Consider the following 20,734-nt stretch of genomic DNA (forward strand, 5'->3'; position numbering starts at 1 on the left):
TCATTCGGCTCGTATAAGGTTATAGTAATGTTACATAGTTAACTGCCGCTAACAGATATTGGATCAAGTTTATGCAAATCGTAATATTAAAAGACAGTGCGTCGGTTGCTGAATATGGCGCAAATATTTTTATTAAGCAGCTGCAGAAAAAGGCTGATTCGGTATTGGGATTAGCCACAGGCTCGACACCGCTGTCGCTTTACCAAGGTTTAATAGCCGCCAACAAAGATAAGCAGATCTCTTTTAAAGCTGTCACCACGTTTAATCTAGATGAATACCTAGGGCTTGAGGGGACGCACCCACAAAGTTACCGCTACTTTATGAATGAGCAGCTGTTCGATCACATTGATATCGACAAGAGCAAGACCTTTGTTCCTCCTGGTGACGCCGAAAATCCGATTGCAGCTTGTCAGGGTTATGAAGATAAGATTAAGTCTGCAGGCGGAATCGATATTCAACTACTCGGTATTGGTCGTAACGGTCATATCGGCTTTAATGAACCCTCATCGGGCTTGATGTCGCGCACACGAGTGAAGACCTTAACTAAAGCGACGATTGATGACAATGCTCGTTTCTTCAAAGAAGGTGAGTATCAGCCGCACCTATCGATCACCATGGGTATTGGCACTATCTTAGATGCCAAGAAAGTCGTGCTATTAGCAACGGGCGAGAATAAGGCTGAGGCTATTTTAGCAACGGTTGAAGGTGCATTAACCGCCGCTTGCCCTGCATCAGCCTTGCAACTACACCAAGATGCAGTGCTAGTGATCGACGAAGCCGCAGCTTCTAAGCTGACAGACCGAGATTTCTATAAACACATCGAAGTCGAGAATCAAAAGCTGATGGCGAGATTGGGTTTGTAGACTAGATTGGTAAACGCCCGTTTAGGTGCCAATTCACTATAAAAAGACAAGCTGAGCTTGTCTTTTTACGTATAGATTAGGCTTACGTTTAGGCTTAGCCCCAAATATTGTCGCACCGATATTTGTTATTTCGGCAATAATATGTCTATTGTAAGTTTGCGATGTTAAAGGCAGCAGACATCGCCCAACTAGGTCAATAAATGGGATGTAAATAACGTAATAAAGGGATTCGAGATGACTCAAGCACACCAGCCACTTAATGATTTTATTGAATACCCACAAGTTGAGATGCTTGAGCGTGCCGATGCTAACTATAAGCAGGTGCAACGTCGTCACTCAATTCGTAAATTCTCCAATAGAGACGTACCTAAAGAGATCATTGAGAAATGTATTCTCGCCGCAGGTACTGCGCCCAATGGTGCCAATCACCAGCCGTGGCACTTTGTCGCGATTAACAGCCCTGAGATAAAGGCCCAAATTCGTCATGAAGCCGAAGCATTAGAGCGAGCATTTTATGCAGGTCGTGCAGGGGAAGAATGGCTTGATGCACTCAAACCTCTAGGGACTAATGCCGACAAACCTTACCTTGAACACGCGCCTTGGTTGATTGCTATTTTCAGTCAAAAGCGCAGTGAAGAGGAGGGCGAGCAGAAAACCAATTACTATGTGCACGAATCAGTTGGCATCGCCACTGGCTTTCTTATTCAGGCGCTACATAATGCCGGGCTTGGCACCTTAACCCACACCCCAAAACCTATGTCATTTTTGAGTAGAGTCTGTGGTCGCGACAAGGATAACGAACGGCCCTATATGCTAATAATTGCCGGCTACCCAAGTGATGATGCGACCGTGCCTGAGCATGCACTGCAGAAAAAGTCCTTAGAGGAGATCTGCACCATTTTATAATCGCAGTAGCCTATTATTATAGTCGTAGCTTGGCGCGGCGGTTAATGACAAAAAGTGAGGCGAGATGCAAAAGCACAATATCTTAAAAGCATTACCACAAGACTTAATTGAAGAGGCGTTTGAGCCACTGGTGGAGCAAGGTGAGCTGCTCATTGAGCGCATCATTTCCAAGGCGCATATTACGCCTTTGGGTGAATGGTACGATCAACACCGCAGTGAATGGGTGATGGTAATGCAGGGCGCAGCTAGGCTTGAATTTATTGATGGTGAGGTGATTGAGCTTGGCGCGGGGGAGTATCTTAATATACCCGCCCACGTTAAACATCGCGTGGCCTGGACCTGTGAAGAGGTTGAGACTATCTGGCTAGCGGTTCACTACTAAGGTTGCAAACAAATAAGGTTGTAAACAAATTTGCTTAAAAATTGATTTAATATTAGCTAACGCCAAAGCTTGCCAATTTTGCTATAATCTTCGCCCAAAATATTTGTGTTAACCCTTTTTGAGTGATTTTTATGAGCAATGTTGGCATCTATACTCCTAGCGATAAGCCCAGCGACAAGCCAGCTGACGGTGCGCGCACTCCTGTAGAGAAGCAAAACAATCGTCTAGAGCTGCTGGCTCCGGCAAAAAATGCTGACTTGGGTATCGAAGCCATTCGCCATGGTGCCGATGCTGTGTATATCGGTGGTCCCGCCTTCGGTGCGCGAGCCACTGCCGGTAATAGTGTCGAAGATATCGCGCGCTTATGTACCTTTGCTCATCAATATCACGCCCAAGTCTTTGTCGCCATCAATACCATCTTGATGGACGATGAGCTTAAAGCGGCGCAAAAACTCATCTGGGAAGTCTACGAGGCAGGTGCCGATGCGCTTATCGTGCAAGATATGGGCATATTGCAGCTGGACTTGCCGCCTATTGCCCTGCATGCCAGTACGCAGATGGATAACCGTAGTCCAGAAAAAGTCGCCTTCTTAGAGCAGGTCGGCTTTTCTCAGGTGGTGTTAGCCCGTGAACTAGGCTTAAGCCAAATTCGCGATATTGCCGCTAACACCAATATGCAGATAGAGTTCTTTATTCATGGCGCACTTTGTGTGGCCTTTAGCGGCTTATGTAACTTAAGTCACTCGTTCAGTAACCGCAGTGCCAACCGCGGTGAATGCTCGCAGATGTGCCGTCTACCAGGCGACTTAAAAACCCGTCAGGGTGAAGTGTTGGCACAAAATGAGCACCTATTATCCCTTAAAGATAATAACCAAACAGACAACTTAGAAGCCTTGATCGACGCCGGTGTGCGCTCATTTAAAATCGAGGGCCGCTTAAAAGACTTAAGCTACGTTAAAAACGTCACCGCCCATTATCGTCAAGAGCTAGATAAGATTATTGCGAGGCGTCCTGAGTTTGTCGCCTCATCCCATGGCCGTTGTGAGCACAGCTTTACCCCGGATCCTGAAAAGACCTTTAACCGCGGTAAGACAGACTATTTTGTCCATGAACGTAGTCAAGGCATGAATGATTTTCGCTCGCCTAAATATATCGGTGAAGAGGTCGCGACGGTTAAACACATTGGTAGCGATTTTATTGAAGTGACCTCAACTGAAACCTTTAACAATGGCGACGGTCTGTGTTTCTTCCCAAGTGATTATGCCGAGGCTAAGCAGTCAGATGACAAGCTAAAGGGCCTACGTGTAAACCGCGCCGACGGCTTGAAGTTATTTGTGCTGCGCATGCCAAAAGAGCTAAAAGTGGGCATGACGATTTACCGTAATCATAATCAAGCATTTGAAGCGGTATTGGCCAAAGAGTCGGCTAAGCGCATCATCGGCGTAGATTTAGTCTTGGCCGATACCTGTGATGGCGTGTCACTGACCATGACAGACGTTTATGGTCACAGTGCCACTGAGTCATTAGTCGTTGAGAAAACGGCGGCAACCGATATCGAAAAAGCCCAGCAAGGCTTGCGCAAGCAGCTGGCAAAGCTGGGTAGCACCGATTTTAAGGCTCACAACATCAGCATCGAAACTGCCGAGACCTGGTTTATCCCAACATCACTGCTAAATGGTCTTCGTCGTGACACCGTGGCGGCACTAGAGCTGGCGAGAGCCAACGATTATCAGCGTCCTCAGGCTTGGTCATATAACCAAGATGCCGTATACCCTGTTAAGCATTTGAGCTATCTAGGTAATGTGGCGAACGAAAAGGCTAAGGCGTTCTATCAACGTCATGGCGTGATTGAAATTCAAGATACCTACGAGAAAAACGGTATCACTGAAGATGTGCCATTAATGGTGACTAAGCACTGCCTGCGCTTTAACTTCAACTTGTGTCCGAAACAGGTGCCTGGGATCAAGGCCGATCCTATGGTGCTAGAAATTGGTAAAGATGTATTAAAGCTGGTGTTTGACTGCCCGAAATGTGAAATGATGGTGGTCGGTGAAAACAGGCAAGTTCGCTCAAAGGATTAACCCTGTTAGGTTTAGCGCTTATATTTAAGGCTTAGCTTTTAGGCTAGGCTTTAGATTTATTGAATAAAGGAATATAGACAATGGGATTATTAGATTCACTGATGGGCAACGCATCTGAGGTTAACTTAAGCGAGTTAACTCAAGAGTTAAGCCCAATTATGGCCGATGATGAGTCGTTAACCTTAGCCTATAAGGTTATTCGCGATATGTTCGTGTTTACCAACAAGCGTCTGATCTTGATTGATAAGCAAGGCGTTACCGGTAAGAAGGTGAGTTATCACTCGGTGCCATATAAGTCGATAACCCATTTTGAAGTGGAAACCGCAGGCACTTTCGATATGGATTCTGAGCTAAAAATATGGATCTCGGGTCAAAAAGATCCATTAGTGAAAGAGCTAAAACGCGGCACCGATGTGGTGGGGATTCAAAAGACCATCGCTAATCTATCTTTATAGCTCTTGTTGATAGGGCTTATTGCTAGCTCAGCTAGATAGCTCTTTTGGGATATTATTCGGCCGCGAGCTTTATTGCCTTGGCGAGTGCCAGCAAGCCATTGGTGCGTGAGGGGCTGAGCTGCCCCTGAAGCCCTAGCTGAGTGAAATAACTGTCTGGGCTGAACGCGGTGATTTCGCTGCTGGTTTTGCCATTACAGGCGATCAATAACAGGGCAATTAAGCCCTTGACGATGCGGGCGTCACTGTCGGCGATAAAGTAGTGTTTACCGTCAATTTCACTGTGATACAGCCAGGCATTACTCTCACAGCCGCGAACCTGTGCGCTTTCAACACGCAGGTTATCATCAAGCTTTGGCAGGCTCTTACCTAATAGCATGATCTGACGATAGCGCTCCTGCCAGTTACCTGCTTGTTCAAATAACTCCACGGTTGCCGCAGTATCACTTTCAAGGGTTAATGCTAAAAATTGCTCTGCAGAGGGTTGAACTTGCTGACTCATACTCGACCTAATTTGAATTGATAAATAATTAAATAAAAATGTGCTTTGCTTTTTATAGGGCTTAGGACCTAGGACGCTTCGCTGCGAGGACGGGCTACGCCCTACTAGGAACAACAAAAGCCAAAAGCGCCACCTTTGCCGTTTGTTAGCTTTTCCGGCTCTTAGCTTTCCCTAGAACCTGCTTTTAACCTGTGACGGCATAAATACCGACCTACAATGGGCTTTGATTGCGGTTGCTCTAATATTTTCCTGCTTTTCTTGCTTTACTCGGCCGCTACCATCTTAGCCTTTCCTAGAACCTAGAACCTTCTTTTTAAAGTAATAACTCTTTCACCGACGCCATCGCCATAATAAAGCGGTCGATATCGGCCTTATTAGTATAAACGCCAATCGAGGCGCGGCAGCAGCCTTTTAAGCCTAAACTTTGCATCAAGGGCATCGCGCAGTGATGGCCGCAGCGCACCGCTATGCCTTGTTGATCTAATAAAATGCCCACATCTTGATGGTGCTCATCGGCGAGGTTAAAGGCGACTGCGCCGATATTGTCCTGATGGGCGCCATAAAGTATTACATCCCCTAGGCTCTTTAGAGATGCTTGTAGGTAGTTGAGTAGCTCCCGCTCTTTTGCATGGACCTGTTCAGCTGGCAGTGCCTCGATGAAGTCTATTGCGGCGCCTAAGCCGATCACTTCTGCAATCGGTGGCGTACCTGCCTCGAGTCTGTTGGGGAGCTGATTAAACTCGGTTGCTTCAAAGCTGACGGTTTTGATCATCTCGCCGCCCGTCATCAAGGGACTTAGGTTATCTAAAATATCGAAGCGACCATATAAGACGCCTATGCCTGTCGGGCCATACATCTTGTGGCCTGAGAACACATAGAAATCACAATCGATAGTTTGAACATCAACCTTCATATGCGCGATAGCCTGAGCGCCATCGACTAAGGTGATAGCGCCAGCTTGTTTGGCTTTGGCAACTAACTCGTTAACCGGGTTGAGTGTACCTAAGGCATTTGATACATGACTCAGCGCCACGATGGCGGGCTTTTGCTGTAATAGCGCTTCAAATGCCGCTAAGTCTAGGCGGCAATCTGCCGTCAGTGGGATAGGCTTAATTACTGCGCCTGTGCGCTTTGCGAGCTCTTGCCAAGGCACTATATTGGCGTGGTGGGCGGCGCTATCGATTAAAATCAGGCTACCCTGCTTAATTTGAGCCGTTAAGCCGTTGGCGACAATATTAATCGATTCAGTGGTGCCGTGAGTAAAGATGATCTCTTCACGTCGATAGGCATTAATAAATTTGCAGAGCTTGTCACGCACCGCCTCATACTGGCTGGTGGCACGTGCCGATAGTTGGTGCGCTGCGCGATGCACATTGGCATTATCATGATGATAATAGTGGTTCATGGCATCAATGACTTGCTGGGGCTTCTGACTCGTTGCTGCCGTGTCTAAGTAACACAGAGGGTAGCCGTCGTTAGATTGAGCAAGGGTTGGGAACTGTGACCGCAGCGTTGAGAGATCCATTAATTGATCCAAGGTTATCGATAAAAATAAAAAGGCGCTCAGATCTTGTAAGATCTGAGCGCCTAAAGCAAGTTTAGACTGTTAAAAGCATCGCTTTTAAGGGCAAGGGAAGCGATAAATCAGTGCTAGCTCATCTAAGCGTAGTTGTAACTCAGGAGAAATAGCGCAGTGAATGCTGTCGATATTCTCTTTTAGCTGCTCAAGATTGGTGGCGCCAATGATGTTTGATGCGACAAACTTTTGGGAGTTTACAAAGGCTAAGGCCATCTGCGCTGGGCTCATATTGAACTCTCGAGCCAGCTCCACATAGGCTTTTGTGGCATCCGTTGCCATCTTGGTGCCAGTATAGCGAGCAAAGCGCTTAAACAGCGTCATTCTCGCCCCCTCTGGCCATTGGTTATCAAGGTATTTGCCCGATAGCGCACCAAAAGCCAGTGGTGAATAAGCGAGTAATGGCACCTCTTCGCGGTGGCTAATTTCAGCCATCCCCACTTCATAGCTACGATTTAGCAGATTATAGGGGTTTTGCACCGAGACTATTTTAGGTAAGTCATGTTTCTCGGCTAGGCGCAGATACTCCATAAAGCCCCAAGGCGTTTCGTTAGAGATGCCGATATAGCGAATTTTACCTGCTTTGATGAGATCTGATAGTGCCTCTAAAGTATCGATAATCGGCGTAAGCTTCTCATGTTCATCTTGCTGGTTGTAGCTAAGCTCACCGAAGAAGTTGGTGTTTCTGTCAGGCCAGTGGATTTGGTATAGATCGATAGTATCGATTTGTAAACGCTCAAGGGATGCGTTAACTGCAGCATGGATATTACACCAGTCGAGTGCCATATTGGGGCGGATATAGTCACTCTTACCACCTGGGGCGGCCACCTTAGTGGTAATGACTAAGTTTTCTCGATTGCCTTTGTGCTTAAGGTAGTTACCTAAGATGCGCTCAGTTTCACCCTGAGTTTCAGCCTTTGGTGGTACAGGGTACATTTCAGCAGTGTCGATAAAGTTAATGCCTTCACCGATAGCATAATCCAGTTGTTCGAATGCCTGTGCTTGGGTGTTTTGCTCTCCCCAAGTCATTGTACCTAAACAGATTTGACTAACATTTAAACTTGAATGCGAAAGACGTCTATATTCCATAAAAACTCACTTATATGCGAAGACCACTTACTTTGAGGCTAGCAAGCTTTACCAATAAAAACCATTAACTTAGCTGCAGTTTGAATACCTCAGCAGATAAATAGTTTAACCAGCGCTCAGCGGACGTAACATGGTGATCTCACAGGCATCATGGCCAGTATTGCCTATTGGCCCGTCGAGATGCTTAAAGCCTAGCGATTCATAGAGCTTTATAGCTTCAATAAGGTTAGCGGTGGTTTCTAAATAACATGATGTATAGCCTTGAACATTAGCATAGCGAATAGCTTGCAGCGCTAGACGCTTGGCAAAGCCTTTGCCGCGTACTTCGGGTAGGAAGTACATCTTCTGTAATTCACAGGTGTCAGGGTGTCCAACCAATGGCGCGATGCCAGCGCCGCCTAAAATCTTACCCTCGAGCTCTATAACCCAGTAATGGGCATTCTGGGCTTGATAAACCTCACTCAGGTTATCCAGAGTTTTATCGGCTACGCCATAGCCTTTGTCTGCTGTTAGGCCATATTCGGCTGACACTTGACGGATCACTTGGGCCATCTGTGCATTGTCATCGCTTGTAATACTTCTGATGCTATAGCCTTGCTGGGACTTAGACTGCAGCACGGCTTTGTTGTAACGCCTTAGTGAGAGCTCCAGCTCTGCAATATGTTCTGCGGGGAGCTGGGCCATAATGTCGCTGAACTGCTGGTTTTGTTGCTTATTTAACTGAAGCAGCTGCTTCTTTCCTTTCGGGGTAATTTGTACCACTAAACTACGATTATCTTTCGGGTTCGATTGCGACTTAGCAAACCCTTTTTCTACAAGCTGGCTTACGGCTCGGCTTGCGTTAGATTTGTCTATATTGATGATTTCAGCGAGTTGCTTAATTGAGTAACTGTTTTCGCCTAACTCAATTAGGGTATGGGCTTGAACTGGGGAGAGAGGCTGGTTACCGCAGGCAGCACCTAACAAACCGAGTTGACGGATAAGTTGCCTAGAGAGGCGACGTAGCAGAGAAGCAGCAAAAGGGTTATTAGCTTGAGCTTGATTCATCGACAGTTCTTATTTAGTTGCGATTAGCATCTAACTTACGAGGACTCTTTTTCAAAATCAAGCGTATTAAGATGAAAATAATAAAGTAAAGACTAATTAATGTACAAGTGAGGGTGCAGCATCGGTGCCATTGCAAGAATAATCGCCTGGGTATAGTTACCTTGGCGAGTCGCATGGCCTTCAGTGAGCAAGGCTATTGCGCCACCTTTCTGTTTAATATTAACGGTATTGAACATGCTATCCATCACATGGCCGAGCTCTTGGCCTTGAGTTAACGCTTGATAAACTGGCATGGGCAAAGGTAATTGCGCGCCGCGCCCAACACTCACCTGCGCCTTATGTGCGATTGCTATATAGGCAAATGTCGCGGGGCCATGATCAAACAAGTCGACGCCACCTTCCATTGCAATAAAGTAATCGGCTTGATACTTATCTTGGCAATATTTGACGCGATTGATTGCACCTAAGCGGGTCTCGGCTTCAGTCATAGGCTGATCTGCGACTAATGACGGCGCATCGACACCTTCACACTCGATATGCTTATTGGGAAAAAGGATTGCTAAGGCGTTTTGAGCGGCGCCTACTTTAACGGGATTCTTTGAGCCAACGATGATGCTAATAGTGTCTTTCATTTTGGTTATGTTTTCTCGAGTAGGGAACACTTTTGTCGCACTAGTTTATTGTATTTCTTCCTTATTTTCATCATTAAAGAATAGGGCTGTAAAGGCATCATTGATATGGATTTAACCCCGGTTAACTAATGCTTAATAAAAATTAACAAAAATCATCATTAGATTAGCTAATGGCAGGGTGAATTTTGCCTTTAAAAGCTGTGACGCACTTCAAAAACCGATACTGAATTGGTGTGGTGTGTCGGCAAATTGATATTTTTGCGACTTATGTCCGCTACTGAGTTTTCACGATTCGAGGCTGTACATGAGTAATTCATGATTTACGTAAACTTAATGTTAACTTAAGGTTCGGTTGTGTTGCGTTCGTGATGATCAAATGAAAACTTATTACATGATTTAAGCGATCTAGCTCTCAATTTGATTACGATTTGAAAATCAATTACAGAATGTGAACCCAGATCAATATTTGGAGTATGCATTAGGATATTCTTAACCGCGAAATTACTCCTGAGATCAAAATTAAACGGTGCCTCTCAGCACCTTTAAGGTACAAAGAATGCAAAAAGACGCGATCAGTGCACAAGAAGTGGTACAAAATGATACGGCAACGACTAAGTCAATGCCTTGGACACGTCAAGATACGACTTGGATGTTGAGCTTATTCGGTACCGCTGTAGGCGCCGGAATTTTATTCTTACCAATTAACGCTGGTATGGGCGGTTTTTGGCCGCTAATGATGATGGTTGCCATCATTGGTCCAATGACTTACCTCGCTCACCGTGGTTTGTCACGCTTTGTTTGTTCTTCAAGCAAGCCAGGCAGCGACATCACCGACGTAGTGGAAGAACATTTTGGCGTGGGTGCGGGCAAGGCAATTACTTTGCTTTACTTCTTTGCTATCTACCCAATTGTTTTAATCTACGGTGTGGGTATTACCAACACGGTTGATAGCTTTATCGTTAACCAGCTTGGTATGGCTTCGCCTCCACGCTTCATCCTGTCAGGCGTGCTTATTCTTGGCATGATGTCAGTGATGGTTGCTGGTGAGAAATTCATGCTTAAGGTGACTCAGCTATTGGTATATCCATTAGTTGCGATTTTGGCATTCATGTCAATTTATCTTATTCCTGATTGGAAGATGGATGCACTAAAAGTTGTGCCAAGCACCGTTGACTTTTTAGGTACGGTTTGGTTAACCATCCCAGTACTGATTTTTGCCTTTAACCACTCGCCAGCGATCTCACAGTTCTCTGTGTCACTTAAGCGTGAACATGGTGGAAATGCAGCACGTAAAGCCGATGTCATTCTACGTAACACCACATTTATGTTGGTAGGTTTCGTGATGATGTTTGTTGTTTCATGTGTGTTAGCACTATCGCCAGCACAGCTTGCTGAAGCGAAAGAGCTGAACTTGCCAATTCTTTCTTACTTGGCAAACGTGCATGAAAGTGGATTTGTAAGCTACTTCGGTCCATTCATTGCTTTCGTTGCGATTATCTCTTCATTCTTCGGTCACTACATGGGTGCAACTGAAGGCATGAAAGGTATTATTACTAAGCAATTACGTTCATCAAATAAAGAAGTATCAGATTCTAAGTTAAACAAGTTTATCTTAGGCTTCATGTTCTTCACTATCTGGGGCGTAGCAATTATTAATCCAAGCATCTTGGGTATGATTGAAGCATTAGGTGGTCCAATCATCGCTGCGATTCTTTACCTAATGCCAATGTATGCGATTCACAAAGTTCCAGCCTTAGCTGCATACCGTGGTCGTTTCAGCAACATCTTCGTTGTGATTGCGGGTCTACTTGCAATGACTGCGATTCTGTTTGGTTTGATGTAATAAGATAACTGTAAAAGCTGGGCTGTTTTCAAGATGTGCTAGCACACTGAAATAGCCCGATTTTTTTAAAGCCTAGCGCTCTTGCCTAGGCTTTATCAGTTAAGTTTTATCGTTCCATATTGTTTGACTATGGGCTAGGAGTTCTCTTGGTCCTCCTCTATTACCGAGGTGATTTAATGTTTAGCGCATTTGATATTTTTAAGATAGGTGTGGGCCCATCGAGCTCTCATACTGTCGGGCCGATGAAGGCCGCCAAAGAGTTTATCGATGATGTTCGTCAGACCGGTCAGTTTGAGCAAGTGACTCGTTTAAGTGTTGAGATTTTTGGTTCTTTATCGTTAACCGGTAAAGGCCACCATACCGATATCGCCATTATTGTCGGCCTAGGTGGTAACTCACCTGAGAGCGTTGATATTGATGCTATCCCTGGTTTTATTGCTGACGTTGAGCAGACTCAGAAGCTACCTATGGGCAGCGAAAAGCAGCTGGTAGACTTTGGTCACGATGCGGTGATTTTCCATAGTCACGCATTACCATTGCATGAAAACGGCATGATGCTACACGCTTATAAAGGCGATGAAGTTGTGCTTAGTAAGACCTACTACTCAGTAGGCGGTGGCTTTATTGTTGAAGAGTCAAAATTCGGCAAAGATGTTGAAAACCCTGTTGAAGTGCCATACCCGTTTAATTTTGCTGATGAGCTACTGGCGATCTGTAAAGAGACCGGTCTAAGCATCAGCACCATCATGTTCAAGAATGAATTGGCATTCAACAGTGAACAAGCTATTTACGATGGCTTTGGTGCAGTATGGGAAACCATGCATCAGGCGATTGAAAAAGGCTGTCAAACTGAAGGTGTACTTGCCGGTCCGCTACGAGTAGCTCGTCGCGCTCCAGCACTTTACCGCCAGTTACAAACGGGTGAACGTCTATCAAGCGACCCAATGGAAATCGTTGACTGGATCAACGTGTTTGCTATGGCTGTTAGCGAAGAAAACGCTGCTGGTGGCCGCGTAGTTACATCACCAACAAACGGCGCAGCGGGTATCATTCCTGCAGTACTAGCGTATTACGACAAGTTCATTAAACCTGTTGGTAAGCAAGAATACACGCGCTTCTTTCTCGCTGCGGCTGCAGTGGGTTCATTATACAAGCGCAACGCTTCTATCTCTGGCGCTGAAGTCGGTTGTCAGGGTGAAGTTGGCGTAGCGTGTTCTATGGCGGCAGCAGGTCTTGCTGAAGTCATGGGCGCTAATGCTGAGCAAGTTTGTATGGCGGCTGAGATTGGCATGGAGCATAACTTAGGTTTGACCTGTGACCCAGTTGCAGGCCAAGTACAAGTACCGTGTATTGAGCGTAACGCGATTGCTGCTGTTAAGGCGATTAACTCTACGCGTATGGCTATGCGTCGTAACTGCGCACCAAAGGTGAGCTTAGATAAAGTTATCGCGACTATGTACGAGACGGGTAAAGATATGCACGTTAAGTACCGCGAAACCAGCCAAGGCGGTTTGGCTATCAAGGTAACCAGCATCTGCGGTTAACTTTTTATTGCCAGATTCTGTCTGGCATGAGTAGCAAAAAGGCCATCAAATGATGGCCTTTTTAATGTCTGTCATTTGCTCAAGTCGAGGAGCGGCGATAGCAACTATTTCTGTTCGTACATCAAGTAGTAGCTTTGCTCCATGCCTAAGGCACTATAGGTTTGCTGAGCCTTAGTGTTGTCTTGCTCAACATAGAGTCTAAAGCTAGCAGCACCACCGTTCTCAGCAGCGATATCTTTTACCGCTTGGTAAAGTTTGCCATAGATCCCTTGGCGGCGATTTTCAGGGCGAATATACACACTCTGGATCCAGTAGTAGTCTTTAGCGCGCCAATCACTCCACTCAAATGTCACCATGAGAGAACCAGCAATTTCACCGTCAATCTCTGCGACCAGATAGAAGCCTTTTTCGGGTGATGTCAGTAGGGTGTTCACCCCTTTTGTTAGCACTTGTCCATCTAAGACTAAGCCTTCAGTTTCCTGTGCCATCGCCTGGTTAAAGTTAACTAGCGCTTGCAGATCTGCTATCTGTCCTTTACGAATTATCATCTGTCGGGTTCCTTTTTTCGCCCACTTTAGCATGAAGCTTAAGCTTCTCCGGTATTTTTTTAACCATTCTTATTCGACTAAAGTCTAGTCATTGCTATTCGACTAAAGTCGAACTCTGCTAGACTTTTTCTATGGCCTTCGTATAAGTGGAGTCGCGATGAAAAAAGCGCAATCAACGGATTCAAGAGCTACAAGCTCAAGAGCCACAAAAACTTCAATAAAATCGACTGAATCTGCTAAATATAAAAACCAGCCTCGGACAGTGGTTAAGACACAAGAGATTAAGCATGCTAGGCATTTTGTACTGACGTTACTCACACTAGGGCTCTGGGGGATCGTTTGGTGGTGGCTGATTTTACGTGCCGAAGGCAAAGCGATTTTTTCAGGCTTTGATGATGCTTATTGGAGTTATCTTATTGAACGTGATCAGCCTCCCGCTGCACTTTATCAAATGCGTTTCTCCAAAAATAACAAAAACTCAAAATTTGATGCATAAAATTATGAATTCCTCAGTGCACTAGTTGTTATTGTTATGGCTAATCCATGGAATGTATCAGCGTGATACAGATCATCTCTCGCTTCTAAAGCTTATGCTAAACTGCCGCGTTATTTTTGAGCTAGTCATGCGCTGGTAGTCCCCCCTTCAATTGTTTCAAGGTTTAAATATGTCAATTCAACAACCTTCACTGGTGAAAAAAGTGTGGTCGAGCTGGATGTCTGTGCCCCTATGGCTACAGATAATGATTGGTATGCTATTAGGTATTTTAACTGGCATAGGCTTAGGTGAGCAGGCGACCTACTTGAAACCAATTGGAACGCTATTTGTTAACACGATCAAGATGTTGATTGTGCCACTCGTGTTCTGTTCTTTAATTGTCGGTGTGACCTCTATGCAAGATACTGCAAAGATGGGCCGCATTGGTTTCAAGTCGTTCGCTTTCTACTTAGGCACAACCTCTATCGCCATTACGCTAGGTTTAGCGGTTGGCCAATTTATGCAGCCTGGTGCTGGTTTAGATATGGTGCCTCATGAAACAGCTGAAGTAATTAAGCAAGCGCCATCTGTGATGCAAACCTTGATTGATATCGTGCCTACTAATCCGATTGCTGCACTTGCTAGTGGTCAGATTTTACAAGTTATTGTATTTGCGGTAGCCCTAGGTATTGCCTTGGTGTTGATTGGCGAGCATGGCAAACCAGCAATTAAGGTGTTCGAAAGTCTAGCCGAAGCCATGTATAAGCTTACAGACTTAGTGATGAAGCTTGCACCATACGGCGTATTTGGTTTGATGGCTTGGGTTGCGGGCGAATACGGCGTGGATATGTTGATGCCGTTAATCAAGGTGATTGTGGCAGTATATATCGGTTGCTTCTTGCATGTTGTTGGCTTCTACAGTTTTGTTTTAGTGGTGTTTGCTAAGCTTAATCCAATTCAATTTTTCAAAGGTATTAGCAATGCGATTGCTGTCGCTTATACCACCTCTAGTTCTGCAGGCACGCTGCCAGCCAGTATGAAATGTGCCAGCGAATACTTAGGCGTTAACAAGAAGATCTCAAGTTTTGTACTGCCTCTAGGTACCACGATTAACATGGACGGCACCGCGCTTTACCAAGGCGTTACGGCACTGTTTGTGGCGCAAGCTTTTGGTATCGATCTGACTTGGGTCGATTACATCACTATCATCTTAACTGCAACGTTAGCCTCAATTGGTACCGCTGGTGTGCCAGGAGCGGGCCTTGTAATGCTAACCTTGGTATTGACCACAGTGGGTCTACCGCTTGAAGGTGTTGCCCTGATTGCCGGTATCGACCGTATCTTGGATATGGCGCGCACGGTTGTGAACGTGTCTGGTGACTTAGTCGCGACCACTGTGATTGCAAAATCTGAAGGCGAAATCGACGTTGAGCATTACAACGCCAATGCCGAAGAAAGTGCAGAGATGGCTGAAAGGTTAAAGTCTTAATTGCTTAATTAATTATTCACCATTGTGTTAACGCATAAAAAAACCGCCAAAAGGCGGTTTTTTTATGTCTGGAACATTTATGACGATTTACCATGGATGGTAAAAGTCTACTCTAGCTGCTAACACACATCTTGCTCAGCACTGATATCGATTGATATTACTTTTTGCTGAGTACCATAACGGTATTGTCGCTAGCATCTTTTAGCACTAGCTTACCTTTTTCCATTTGAGCTTGGGTAACCGTAGGCATCACTTGCATCACACGTTGCTCCTGCGCCATTAGTGCGTCAACGCAGGCTTTCATTGTGTTACCTGCAGGTTGTAGCTGCAGTGACTGACCCGATAGTACATAGCCACCGAAAAAGTTATTACAGCTGTTGTTGCCTGTTAGATTACCATCTGCATCAAAAATCAGTTCTGCAGGGCTGTAATCGATGACTGGCTGGCCTTGTGCTGACTCAATGTGCCATGTACCTTCAATGGCTAAATCCTCTACTTGAACTTGAGGCGTTGATTGACAAGCTGCTAAACCCAATAGCAAACTTGCTACGATTAAGGATTGTTTTATCATGTTCTGGATCCGAGGTAGTTAATATCAATTAATTGTGAATATATTAGTCTAAAATCAATAGAAAAAGGCGGTTTGCAGTGCAAAAAAATGTAATTAAAACACTAAAAATATTGCATTGGATAGGTTTAAGCATGCTGCTATGTGCCGTTGGTGTCCTTTTTTTGTCCAATATGTCGCAACAAGTAGAAGGTATGGTACTTATTGCCAGTCTAGCGGGTCTGGGGATGGTGATGATGTCGCCGTTTCCTATTGCGCTCTTCTTCGAGTGGGCACGCAAGCAAAATTAAAAGAAGGTTCTAGGAAAATCAGGTACTAGGATAAAGAAGGGCAAAAGTGTTATCAATTGGATTGGATAGATGTGGTTTTGCTTTTCTGCTTGTCTCGTCTTTGCCTTACCAGCCTTTGCCGTCTCAGCTTCTATCGGCTTCATTCGTCTTAGCTTTTCCTAGAACCTATTATTTCCTATTTTTCTCAAGATCTGCGATCGCCTCTTGTTGCATCGGAATTAATGTCAGCTGAGTGTCAGGAGTAAAAAAGCATTTACCCGTCACGAGATTAATTTCCGGTGCTTCCTTATTGAGTCGTTTACGTAACCGTGCAATTAAACTATCGAGGTTAGACTCATTGTCGACAAAGGCGAGAATAATAAATTGTTCATCTTGAATTCGAGCAGAAATATCGGCTTCACGCATGCTTTCTGAAATGACTCTAGCGATAATTCGGATCCGTTGTGACTCAGTGTATTTTTGTTGATGCACAGGGGTTGGCATATCTTCTAATACAATAATTCCAGCATGAGAACCGAAGCGGCGGCTTAAACTCAATTGCCTAGGAGCCATTAGGTTAAAGCCGTAAGGGTTGAGCATACAGGTAAACTCATCCTGTACCGACATTCTCTGCAGTTGCTCCATCAGGTACATCTGTTTCAACTCACCCTGAATCAGTGCTTTCACTGATTCACAGACAGCTGCAGAGGTCGCACTAACTTTATCAGCCGCGGGATCGCAAATCACTAGGCAGCCAAATAATCTGCCATCTGGCCAATTGAGTTTGATAGCTAGCAATATGTTGAAACAAGCAAAGCTGCCAACCACTTTAGAGGGCTCAAATGGGACTAGCCCGTAGCTGATGGTTTCACAGATTGCATCGATGAGTCCTTCTCTTTGGAGCATATCGCCACCGGAGAAGATATTGTCAGCCTGCTTACTGCTGCAGGTTATCTGGGCCTGATTACCGTTAGACTGAATAATAACCGTGGCTTTAGATTGATAAAGGTCGTCAATTAAGTCGACTTGTTGCTGCCACCTTGGCAAGCTAATAGCGGGGTGGTCTTGCTCTCTAATCCAAATGTTGTGATTAATTTTTTGGGCTAACATGAGTGAGCTCGCTTATTTTTTAGGGCAGCAAATAGTTTTATCAAGCTTGAATAACTATACGGACTTTTTGTGGTTGTTAAAATGTTAAAAGTGTAAAAGCTTGATCTGTGAATGTTTGAATAGTGCTCATCGGAGCACTTGGGTAAAAGTGCTTATATGGCAGATATTGATCAATAAGTTGAAGCCTAATGACCTTAGCCGTAATTCGGATATAATTAGCAAAAGATTAGTGTTTTTACTCCAACAGAGTCGAGACCGAGCGTAGATACTGAGTGTAGAAGACAGAGATGAATATAAGACGGGCTATAAAGGCTGACATTGCAACCTTGGTTGCGCTGGAGCAAGAGCACCTACAGGACGAGCTTGCAGTGGATAAGCGTGACAATTCGCTTGATGGCCAGTCCTTCACTCAAGCAGACTTAACCACACTGGTTAACCAGCATTGGGTCGTCGTAGCTGAAGTTGAGGGACAAATTGTAGGTTATGTCATTGCGGGGCGATGGTCTTTCTTCAGGCAATGGCCTATCTATCGTAATTTACTCAATCGTTTACCTCGTCTCGATTATGATCGCGCGAAACTTACCGAGAAGAACTGCTGTCAATATGGGCCTATATGGATTGACAGTCGCCATCGCGGCCAAGGTATTTTCGAAGCGTTAGTGACCTTCGTTAAGAAGCTGGTCGCCAACGAGCTGCCTTACATGCTGACCTTTATCGCCGAAGATAATGCAGGCTCTTTTGCCGCCCATACTCGTAAAGGTGGTATGCAAGTTGTCGATTATATCAGCTTCGATGGGCGTGATTATTACCTATTAGTGTTACCAACTAACGAAAGCTTTTTCTAAGGATCTTTATGTTGTCTGAATCTGTCGCCTCAATCTTTACTCCATACCTAACGTTAAATCTATCGGCTTTCGACAACCTTAAGTTAGTGGTTGCGGTATTAACGGATAGAGGTGAAGAGTGTCACGCCCTAGAAACTGAGCTGACTGTTGACGGTAAGCAGCAAACTGCTTATCTAGTGCGCTGGAACCATCACTTTATCTATTGTGGCCGCACTAACTCTTACGCTAATCAAATCGATGAAGTCGCTGACTTAGAAGCGATTACAGCCGAATCGATTCAGGTGCTGCAGCCACCAGTACTTTCTATGCGACAGCTGGAATTTATGTGCATGGAGAATGCACACTTTGACCATTGTTAAAGGTGTTTACTGTGAACTTTTGCGATAAGTTTAACTTATCGAGTGATTGCAAACACTTAACTGGCGTTTAACATTGGTGGCTCTATTGGTTTATAAGTAGGGTTTATAACTAGGGTTTGTAGCTAGGGTTTGCTGCTAGAGCTGCATACGGATGCGCTAACGTCGTGAACTGTCGCTAATCTATAATCACTTTAAGGCCATATTTAATCAGCCTCAAGCTGTACATTGATGAAAGGCTAGAAATATTCGATTTGCAACAGGCACTTAGCAATGGTAGTTTTAGTGCGTTAATCGAGCGACCAAAAGCGTTATCGTGCTGCAATTGAATACAGCGTTAGCTTTAGATAGCCGTATCAAATAGCAGTACACATATTGAGCTTCAAAGTAGTTATGGAGATGGTTAGTCTTATGGATAATACGCAATACTTTTACCGAAATGCTGTTTTTTCTTTCAAAAACAAAAGGGTATCTTTAGTTGATATAGACTATCCCGATAGAGCAACCCCCTTGGATGAGTGGTTAGGCGTTGTCGTCTCGCTCGCTGATGGCCAGCATACTATTCAGCAAATGATTGACTATATGAGCAGGCAATATCAGGGAGCTCCAGAAAATTTGGAGGAAACCTTGCACTCAGTAATTGAACGATTGGAAGAGGGTAAGATTATCCAGCTGAGTAAAAGAATTGTATCCTTGCCCTATTATTTAAGTTTGCCCATAGAAGAACTTGATATTGAAAAGGCCAAAAATTTGATAATGGAAGACGGTTACAGTAGTTCTTCAAGCAAATTAAACTAACAACTCGTTTAAGTTAGCTCAGCACAGTTGAGCTTGCCGTTAGGCTGCCTCTAACAGCTAAATCAGTCAAACTTCGTTTGAGGTCATAAGCTTCCAGCTAACACTCAGCCAAGAAGGGGCACAAGCAAGCCCCTCCAGCCTAATTCTTACAAAAGAGTCCCTGCCGCCCCAGATTAAACTGGGGAGTCGGCATTATTCTGCATTATAACGCAGGCATTATTGTCTTTTTAAACCAATCAATCAGTAAGTCTCGCTCGTAGGGGAAGGCATCATTGGTTATGGGTTGGATATCATATAGAAAGCCCATGTTATTAAGTTGTTCACTTCCGGATTTTATGACTTTTCCATTCTGAGTTAGCACATAATCAAAACGTATTTTTGGCGGGTACAGATCGCTAACAATGCGAATTTCGTTAGCGGCCGCACCAAAAGTTGGTTGTACATCTCCGGCTAGGTCTACGTTTGTCACGGTCAAGTCGAGCTGTTGGTCATTAGCTAAGTGTTTATTAGCTAGGTTTCCAAGTTCATCAGTAAGTTGAGTAAAAAGGTATTGTTCAAATTTAGACTGTAAACCAATAGTTGCTTCGATATCGCTATAGTCACTTGGGTTTTGCCAAAGAATATTAACATTGCCATCATTGGTCAAAAAGCTTTCTGGGACGGTTGGTTCTTGCTTTTGGGCACAACCGCTTATTGTTAATATCGCGGCAATAACTGCTGTCATTAGAAAGTGTTTCATGTTGGCTCCATTTGATTTCAGGCTTATCTATTTATAACTCAGATCTCTGATAATGCGAGTTTATTTTTAGTTAGGGAGCATCTAACTATTTACGCTTTGAAGCAATCAAGCTGCGCTTGATAAAGGTCGTGGCGCTTCGCCACTTATGAGGGGGACGCAATCAAACTTCGTTTGATAAAAGGTCGTGGCTTTGCCACATATCAGACTATGCCTGACCTTTAAGTTAGACTACGTCTAACAATTAAAGTCGTGAGCTTCCAGCTCACACTCGGCAAGGAGGACTGCTCGTGCTTATTCGAAATAGTCTAACGCTTCCGATGGGGCATCTGATGTAAATGGATTCGCAAATGTCGTGATGGCATGGTCAATGATGTTCCCTACATCATAATGACATTTCCAATATCCCTATAGGTCAGATGCCATAGAACGGTTTGCCCCGCGAAAGCTACGCCGACATCCCTGTCGACATCCTGCGACTCTCGTTTATTAAAGAGTTTTCAACGCACTTCGGCACCTTCGATGGGGAATCGGTGTTTTCTGTGAGCAATGGCTATTGAGCATAGAAGTTCTAGAAAGTTTACTCTGCCCCTCATTTATGTTGCAGTCACCAGTTAGCTCGG

General features: G+C 44.7%; 22 protein-coding genes. 13 read left to right on the plus strand and 9 right to left on the minus strand.

The annotated features are described in order from the left end of the window. Positions 1–71: 71 nt before the first annotated feature. The 5 genes from nagB to SHAL_RS04180 all read left to right on the plus strand — a co-directional run bounded on the left by nagB (position 72) and on the right by SHAL_RS04180 (position 4,687). The gene (gene nagB, locus SHAL_RS04160; protein ID WP_012275940.1) at positions 72–863 is read left to right on the plus strand and encodes a glucosamine-6-phosphate deaminase; all 792 of its coding nucleotides are present in this window, start codon (positions 72–74) and stop codon (positions 861–863) included. 234 nt (positions 864–1,097) lie between these two features. After that, complete coding sequence (locus SHAL_RS04165; protein WP_012275941.1) at positions 1,098–1,769, plus strand: nitroreductase family protein; 672 nt, start codon at positions 1,098–1,100, stop codon at positions 1,767–1,769. Positions 1,770–1,833: 64 nt separating this feature from the next. Beyond that, complete coding sequence (locus SHAL_RS04170) at positions 1,834–2,151, plus strand: cupin domain-containing protein (RefSeq protein ID WP_012275942.1); 318 nt, start codon at positions 1,834–1,836, stop codon at positions 2,149–2,151. Positions 2,152–2,282: 131 nt separating this feature from the next. Then, positions 2,283–4,232, plus strand: coding sequence for a peptidase U32 family protein (locus tag SHAL_RS04175; RefSeq protein WP_012275943.1), 1,950 nt, complete (start codon positions 2,283–2,285; stop codon positions 4,230–4,232). 80 nt (positions 4,233–4,312) lie between these two features. Continuing rightward, complete coding sequence (locus SHAL_RS04180) at positions 4,313–4,687, plus strand: PH domain-containing protein (protein ID WP_012275944.1); 375 nt, start codon at positions 4,313–4,315, stop codon at positions 4,685–4,687. Positions 4,688–4,739: 52 nt separating this feature from the next. Here the strand turns inward: SHAL_RS04180 and SHAL_RS04185 are convergent, their stop codons facing one another. The 5 genes from SHAL_RS04185 to yjjX all read right to left on the minus strand — a co-directional run bounded on the left by SHAL_RS04185 (position 4,740) and on the right by yjjX (position 9,530). After that, complete coding sequence (locus SHAL_RS04185; RefSeq protein WP_012275945.1) at positions 4,740–5,186, minus strand: SufE family protein; 447 nt, start codon at positions 5,184–5,186, stop codon at positions 4,740–4,742. Positions 5,187–5,499: 313 nt separating this feature from the next. Then, positions 5,500–6,711, minus strand: coding sequence for a cysteine desulfurase (locus tag SHAL_RS04190; RefSeq protein ID WP_012275946.1), 1,212 nt, complete (start codon positions 6,709–6,711; stop codon positions 5,500–5,502). A gap of 96 nt (positions 6,712–6,807) precedes the next feature. After that, complete coding sequence (locus SHAL_RS04195) at positions 6,808–7,851, minus strand: NADP(H)-dependent aldo-keto reductase (protein ID WP_012275947.1); 1,044 nt, start codon at positions 7,849–7,851, stop codon at positions 6,808–6,810. A gap of 105 nt (positions 7,852–7,956) precedes the next feature. Continuing rightward, a complete protein-coding gene (locus SHAL_RS22500; protein WP_012275948.1) occupies positions 7,957–8,898 on the minus strand; it encodes a bifunctional helix-turn-helix transcriptional regulator/GNAT family N-acetyltransferase in 942 nt (313 codons plus the stop codon). Between the two features lie 92 nt (positions 8,899–8,990). Then, entirely contained in the window at positions 8,991–9,530 is a 540-nt protein-coding gene (gene yjjX / locus SHAL_RS04205) for an inosine/xanthosine triphosphatase (protein ID WP_012275949.1), read from the minus strand. A 556-nt stretch (positions 9,531–10,086) separates the two neighbouring features. Here yjjX and SHAL_RS04210 point away from each other — a divergent pair. Beyond that, positions 10,087–11,373, plus strand: coding sequence for an aromatic amino acid transport family protein (locus tag SHAL_RS04210; RefSeq protein ID WP_012275950.1), 1,287 nt, complete (start codon positions 10,087–10,089; stop codon positions 11,371–11,373). 176 nt (positions 11,374–11,549) lie between these two features. Beyond that, positions 11,550–12,917 (plus strand): L-serine ammonia-lyase, encoded by a 1,368-nt coding sequence (locus SHAL_RS04215; RefSeq protein WP_012275951.1) that lies wholly within the window; start codon positions 11,550–11,552, stop codon positions 12,915–12,917. A 104-nt stretch (positions 12,918–13,021) separates the two neighbouring features. On the opposite strand, the gene SHAL_RS04220 is transcribed toward SHAL_RS04215, so the two are convergent. Beyond that, positions 13,022–13,465 (minus strand): GNAT family N-acetyltransferase, encoded by a 444-nt coding sequence (locus SHAL_RS04220; protein WP_012275952.1) that lies wholly within the window; start codon positions 13,463–13,465, stop codon positions 13,022–13,024. Between the two features lie 157 nt (positions 13,466–13,622). On the opposite strand from SHAL_RS04220, the gene SHAL_RS04225 reads away from it, so the two are divergent. Both SHAL_RS04225 and SHAL_RS04230 read left to right on the plus strand, forming a co-directional pair. After that, the gene (locus tag SHAL_RS04225) at positions 13,623–13,961 is read left to right on the plus strand and encodes a hypothetical protein (protein ID WP_012275953.1); all 339 of its coding nucleotides are present in this window, start codon (positions 13,623–13,625) and stop codon (positions 13,959–13,961) included. A 169-nt stretch (positions 13,962–14,130) separates the two neighbouring features. Continuing rightward, positions 14,131–15,429: a dicarboxylate/amino acid:cation symporter gene (locus SHAL_RS04230; protein WP_012275954.1), complete on the plus strand. Its 1,299-nt coding sequence runs from the start codon at positions 14,131–14,133 to the stop codon at positions 15,427–15,429. A gap of 157 nt (positions 15,430–15,586) precedes the next feature. On the opposite strand, the gene SHAL_RS04235 is transcribed toward SHAL_RS04230, so the two are convergent. Then, positions 15,587–16,000 (minus strand): META domain-containing protein, encoded by a 414-nt coding sequence (locus SHAL_RS04235; RefSeq protein WP_012275955.1) that lies wholly within the window; start codon positions 15,998–16,000, stop codon positions 15,587–15,589. Between the two features lie 77 nt (positions 16,001–16,077). On the opposite strand from SHAL_RS04235, the gene SHAL_RS04240 reads away from it, so the two are divergent. Further along, complete coding sequence (locus tag SHAL_RS04240; protein WP_041415843.1) at positions 16,078–16,287, plus strand: hypothetical protein; 210 nt, start codon at positions 16,078–16,080, stop codon at positions 16,285–16,287. Between the two features lie 168 nt (positions 16,288–16,455). Here the strand turns inward: SHAL_RS04240 and SHAL_RS04245 are convergent, their stop codons facing one another. Continuing rightward, positions 16,456–17,376 (minus strand): GGDEF domain-containing protein, encoded by a 921-nt coding sequence (locus SHAL_RS04245; protein WP_012275957.1) that lies wholly within the window; start codon positions 17,374–17,376, stop codon positions 16,456–16,458. A gap of 287 nt (positions 17,377–17,663) precedes the next feature. On the opposite strand from SHAL_RS04245, the gene SHAL_RS04250 reads away from it, so the two are divergent. The 3 genes from SHAL_RS04250 (at position 17,664) to SHAL_RS04260 (ending at position 19,375) form a co-directional block, all read left to right on the plus strand. Continuing rightward, positions 17,664–18,221, plus strand: a complete 558-nt coding sequence (locus SHAL_RS04250; RefSeq protein ID WP_012275958.1) for a GNAT family N-acetyltransferase — start codon at positions 17,664–17,666, stop codon at positions 18,219–18,221. An 8-nt stretch (positions 18,222–18,229) separates the two neighbouring features. After that, complete coding sequence (locus SHAL_RS04255) at positions 18,230–18,580, plus strand: hypothetical protein (RefSeq protein WP_012275959.1); 351 nt, start codon at positions 18,230–18,232, stop codon at positions 18,578–18,580. Between the two features lie 408 nt (positions 18,581–18,988). Next, positions 18,989–19,375, plus strand: coding sequence for a hypothetical protein (locus SHAL_RS04260; RefSeq protein WP_150102056.1), 387 nt, complete (start codon positions 18,989–18,991; stop codon positions 19,373–19,375). 202 nt (positions 19,376–19,577) lie between these two features. Here the strand turns inward: SHAL_RS04260 and SHAL_RS04265 are convergent, their stop codons facing one another. Beyond that, positions 19,578–20,114, minus strand: coding sequence for a DUF3016 domain-containing protein (locus SHAL_RS04265; RefSeq protein ID WP_012275961.1), 537 nt, complete (start codon positions 20,112–20,114; stop codon positions 19,578–19,580). Positions 20,115–20,734 lie beyond the last annotated feature (620 nt).

The organism is Shewanella halifaxensis HAW-EB4 (genome assembly GCF_000019185.1).
Lineage (GTDB): Bacteria > Pseudomonadota > Gammaproteobacteria > Enterobacterales > Shewanellaceae > Shewanella > Shewanella halifaxensis.

Bases quoted from the DNA above. Each gene is read 5' to 3' on its own strand.
- nagB (WP_012275940.1), top strand. From the start codon at position 72: ATGCAAATCGTAATATTAAAAGACAGTGCGTCGGTTGCTGAATATGGC.
- SHAL_RS04165 (WP_012275941.1), top strand. From the start codon at position 1,098: ATGACTCAAGCACACCAGCCACTTAATGATTTTATTGAATACCCACAA.
- SHAL_RS04170 (WP_012275942.1), top strand. From the start codon at position 1,834: ATGCAAAAGCACAATATCTTAAAAGCATTACCACAAGACTTAATTGAA.
- SHAL_RS04175 (WP_012275943.1), top strand. From the start codon at position 2,283: ATGAGCAATGTTGGCATCTATACTCCTAGCGATAAGCCCAGCGACAAG.
- SHAL_RS04180 (WP_012275944.1), top strand. From the start codon at position 4,313: ATGGGATTATTAGATTCACTGATGGGCAACGCATCTGAGGTTAACTTA.
- SHAL_RS04185 (WP_012275945.1), bottom strand. From the start codon at position 5,186: ATGAGTCAGCAAGTTCAACCCTCTGCAGAGCAATTTTTAGCATTAACC.
- SHAL_RS04190 (WP_012275946.1), bottom strand. From the start codon at position 6,711: ATGGATCTCTCAACGCTGCGGTCACAGTTCCCAACCCTTGCTCAATCT.
- SHAL_RS04195 (WP_012275947.1), bottom strand. From the start codon at position 7,851: ATGGAATATAGACGTCTTTCGCATTCAAGTTTAAATGTTAGTCAAATC.
- SHAL_RS22500 (WP_012275948.1), bottom strand. From the start codon at position 8,898: ATGAATCAAGCTCAAGCTAATAACCCTTTTGCTGCTTCTCTGCTACGT.
- yjjX (WP_012275949.1), bottom strand. From the start codon at position 9,530: ATGAAAGACACTATTAGCATCATCGTTGGCTCAAAGAATCCCGTTAAA.
- SHAL_RS04210 (WP_012275950.1), top strand. From the start codon at position 10,087: ATGCAAAAAGACGCGATCAGTGCACAAGAAGTGGTACAAAATGATACG.
- SHAL_RS04215 (WP_012275951.1), top strand. From the start codon at position 11,550: ATGTTTAGCGCATTTGATATTTTTAAGATAGGTGTGGGCCCATCGAGC.
- SHAL_RS04220 (WP_012275952.1), bottom strand. From the start codon at position 13,465: ATGATAATTCGTAAAGGACAGATAGCAGATCTGCAAGCGCTAGTTAAC.
- SHAL_RS04225 (WP_012275953.1), top strand. From the start codon at position 13,623: ATGAAAAAAGCGCAATCAACGGATTCAAGAGCTACAAGCTCAAGAGCC.
- SHAL_RS04230 (WP_012275954.1), top strand. From the start codon at position 14,131: ATGTCAATTCAACAACCTTCACTGGTGAAAAAAGTGTGGTCGAGCTGG.
- SHAL_RS04235 (WP_012275955.1), bottom strand. From the start codon at position 16,000: ATGATAAAACAATCCTTAATCGTAGCAAGTTTGCTATTGGGTTTAGCA.
- SHAL_RS04245 (WP_012275957.1), bottom strand. From the start codon at position 17,376: ATGTTAGCCCAAAAAATTAATCACAACATTTGGATTAGAGAGCAAGAC.
- SHAL_RS04250 (WP_012275958.1), top strand. From the start codon at position 17,664: ATGAATATAAGACGGGCTATAAAGGCTGACATTGCAACCTTGGTTGCG.
- SHAL_RS04255 (WP_012275959.1), top strand. From the start codon at position 18,230: ATGTTGTCTGAATCTGTCGCCTCAATCTTTACTCCATACCTAACGTTA.
- SHAL_RS04260 (WP_150102056.1), top strand. From the start codon at position 18,989: ATGGATAATACGCAATACTTTTACCGAAATGCTGTTTTTTCTTTCAAA.
- SHAL_RS04265 (WP_012275961.1), bottom strand. From the start codon at position 20,114: ATGAAACACTTTCTAATGACAGCAGTTATTGCCGCGATATTAACAATA.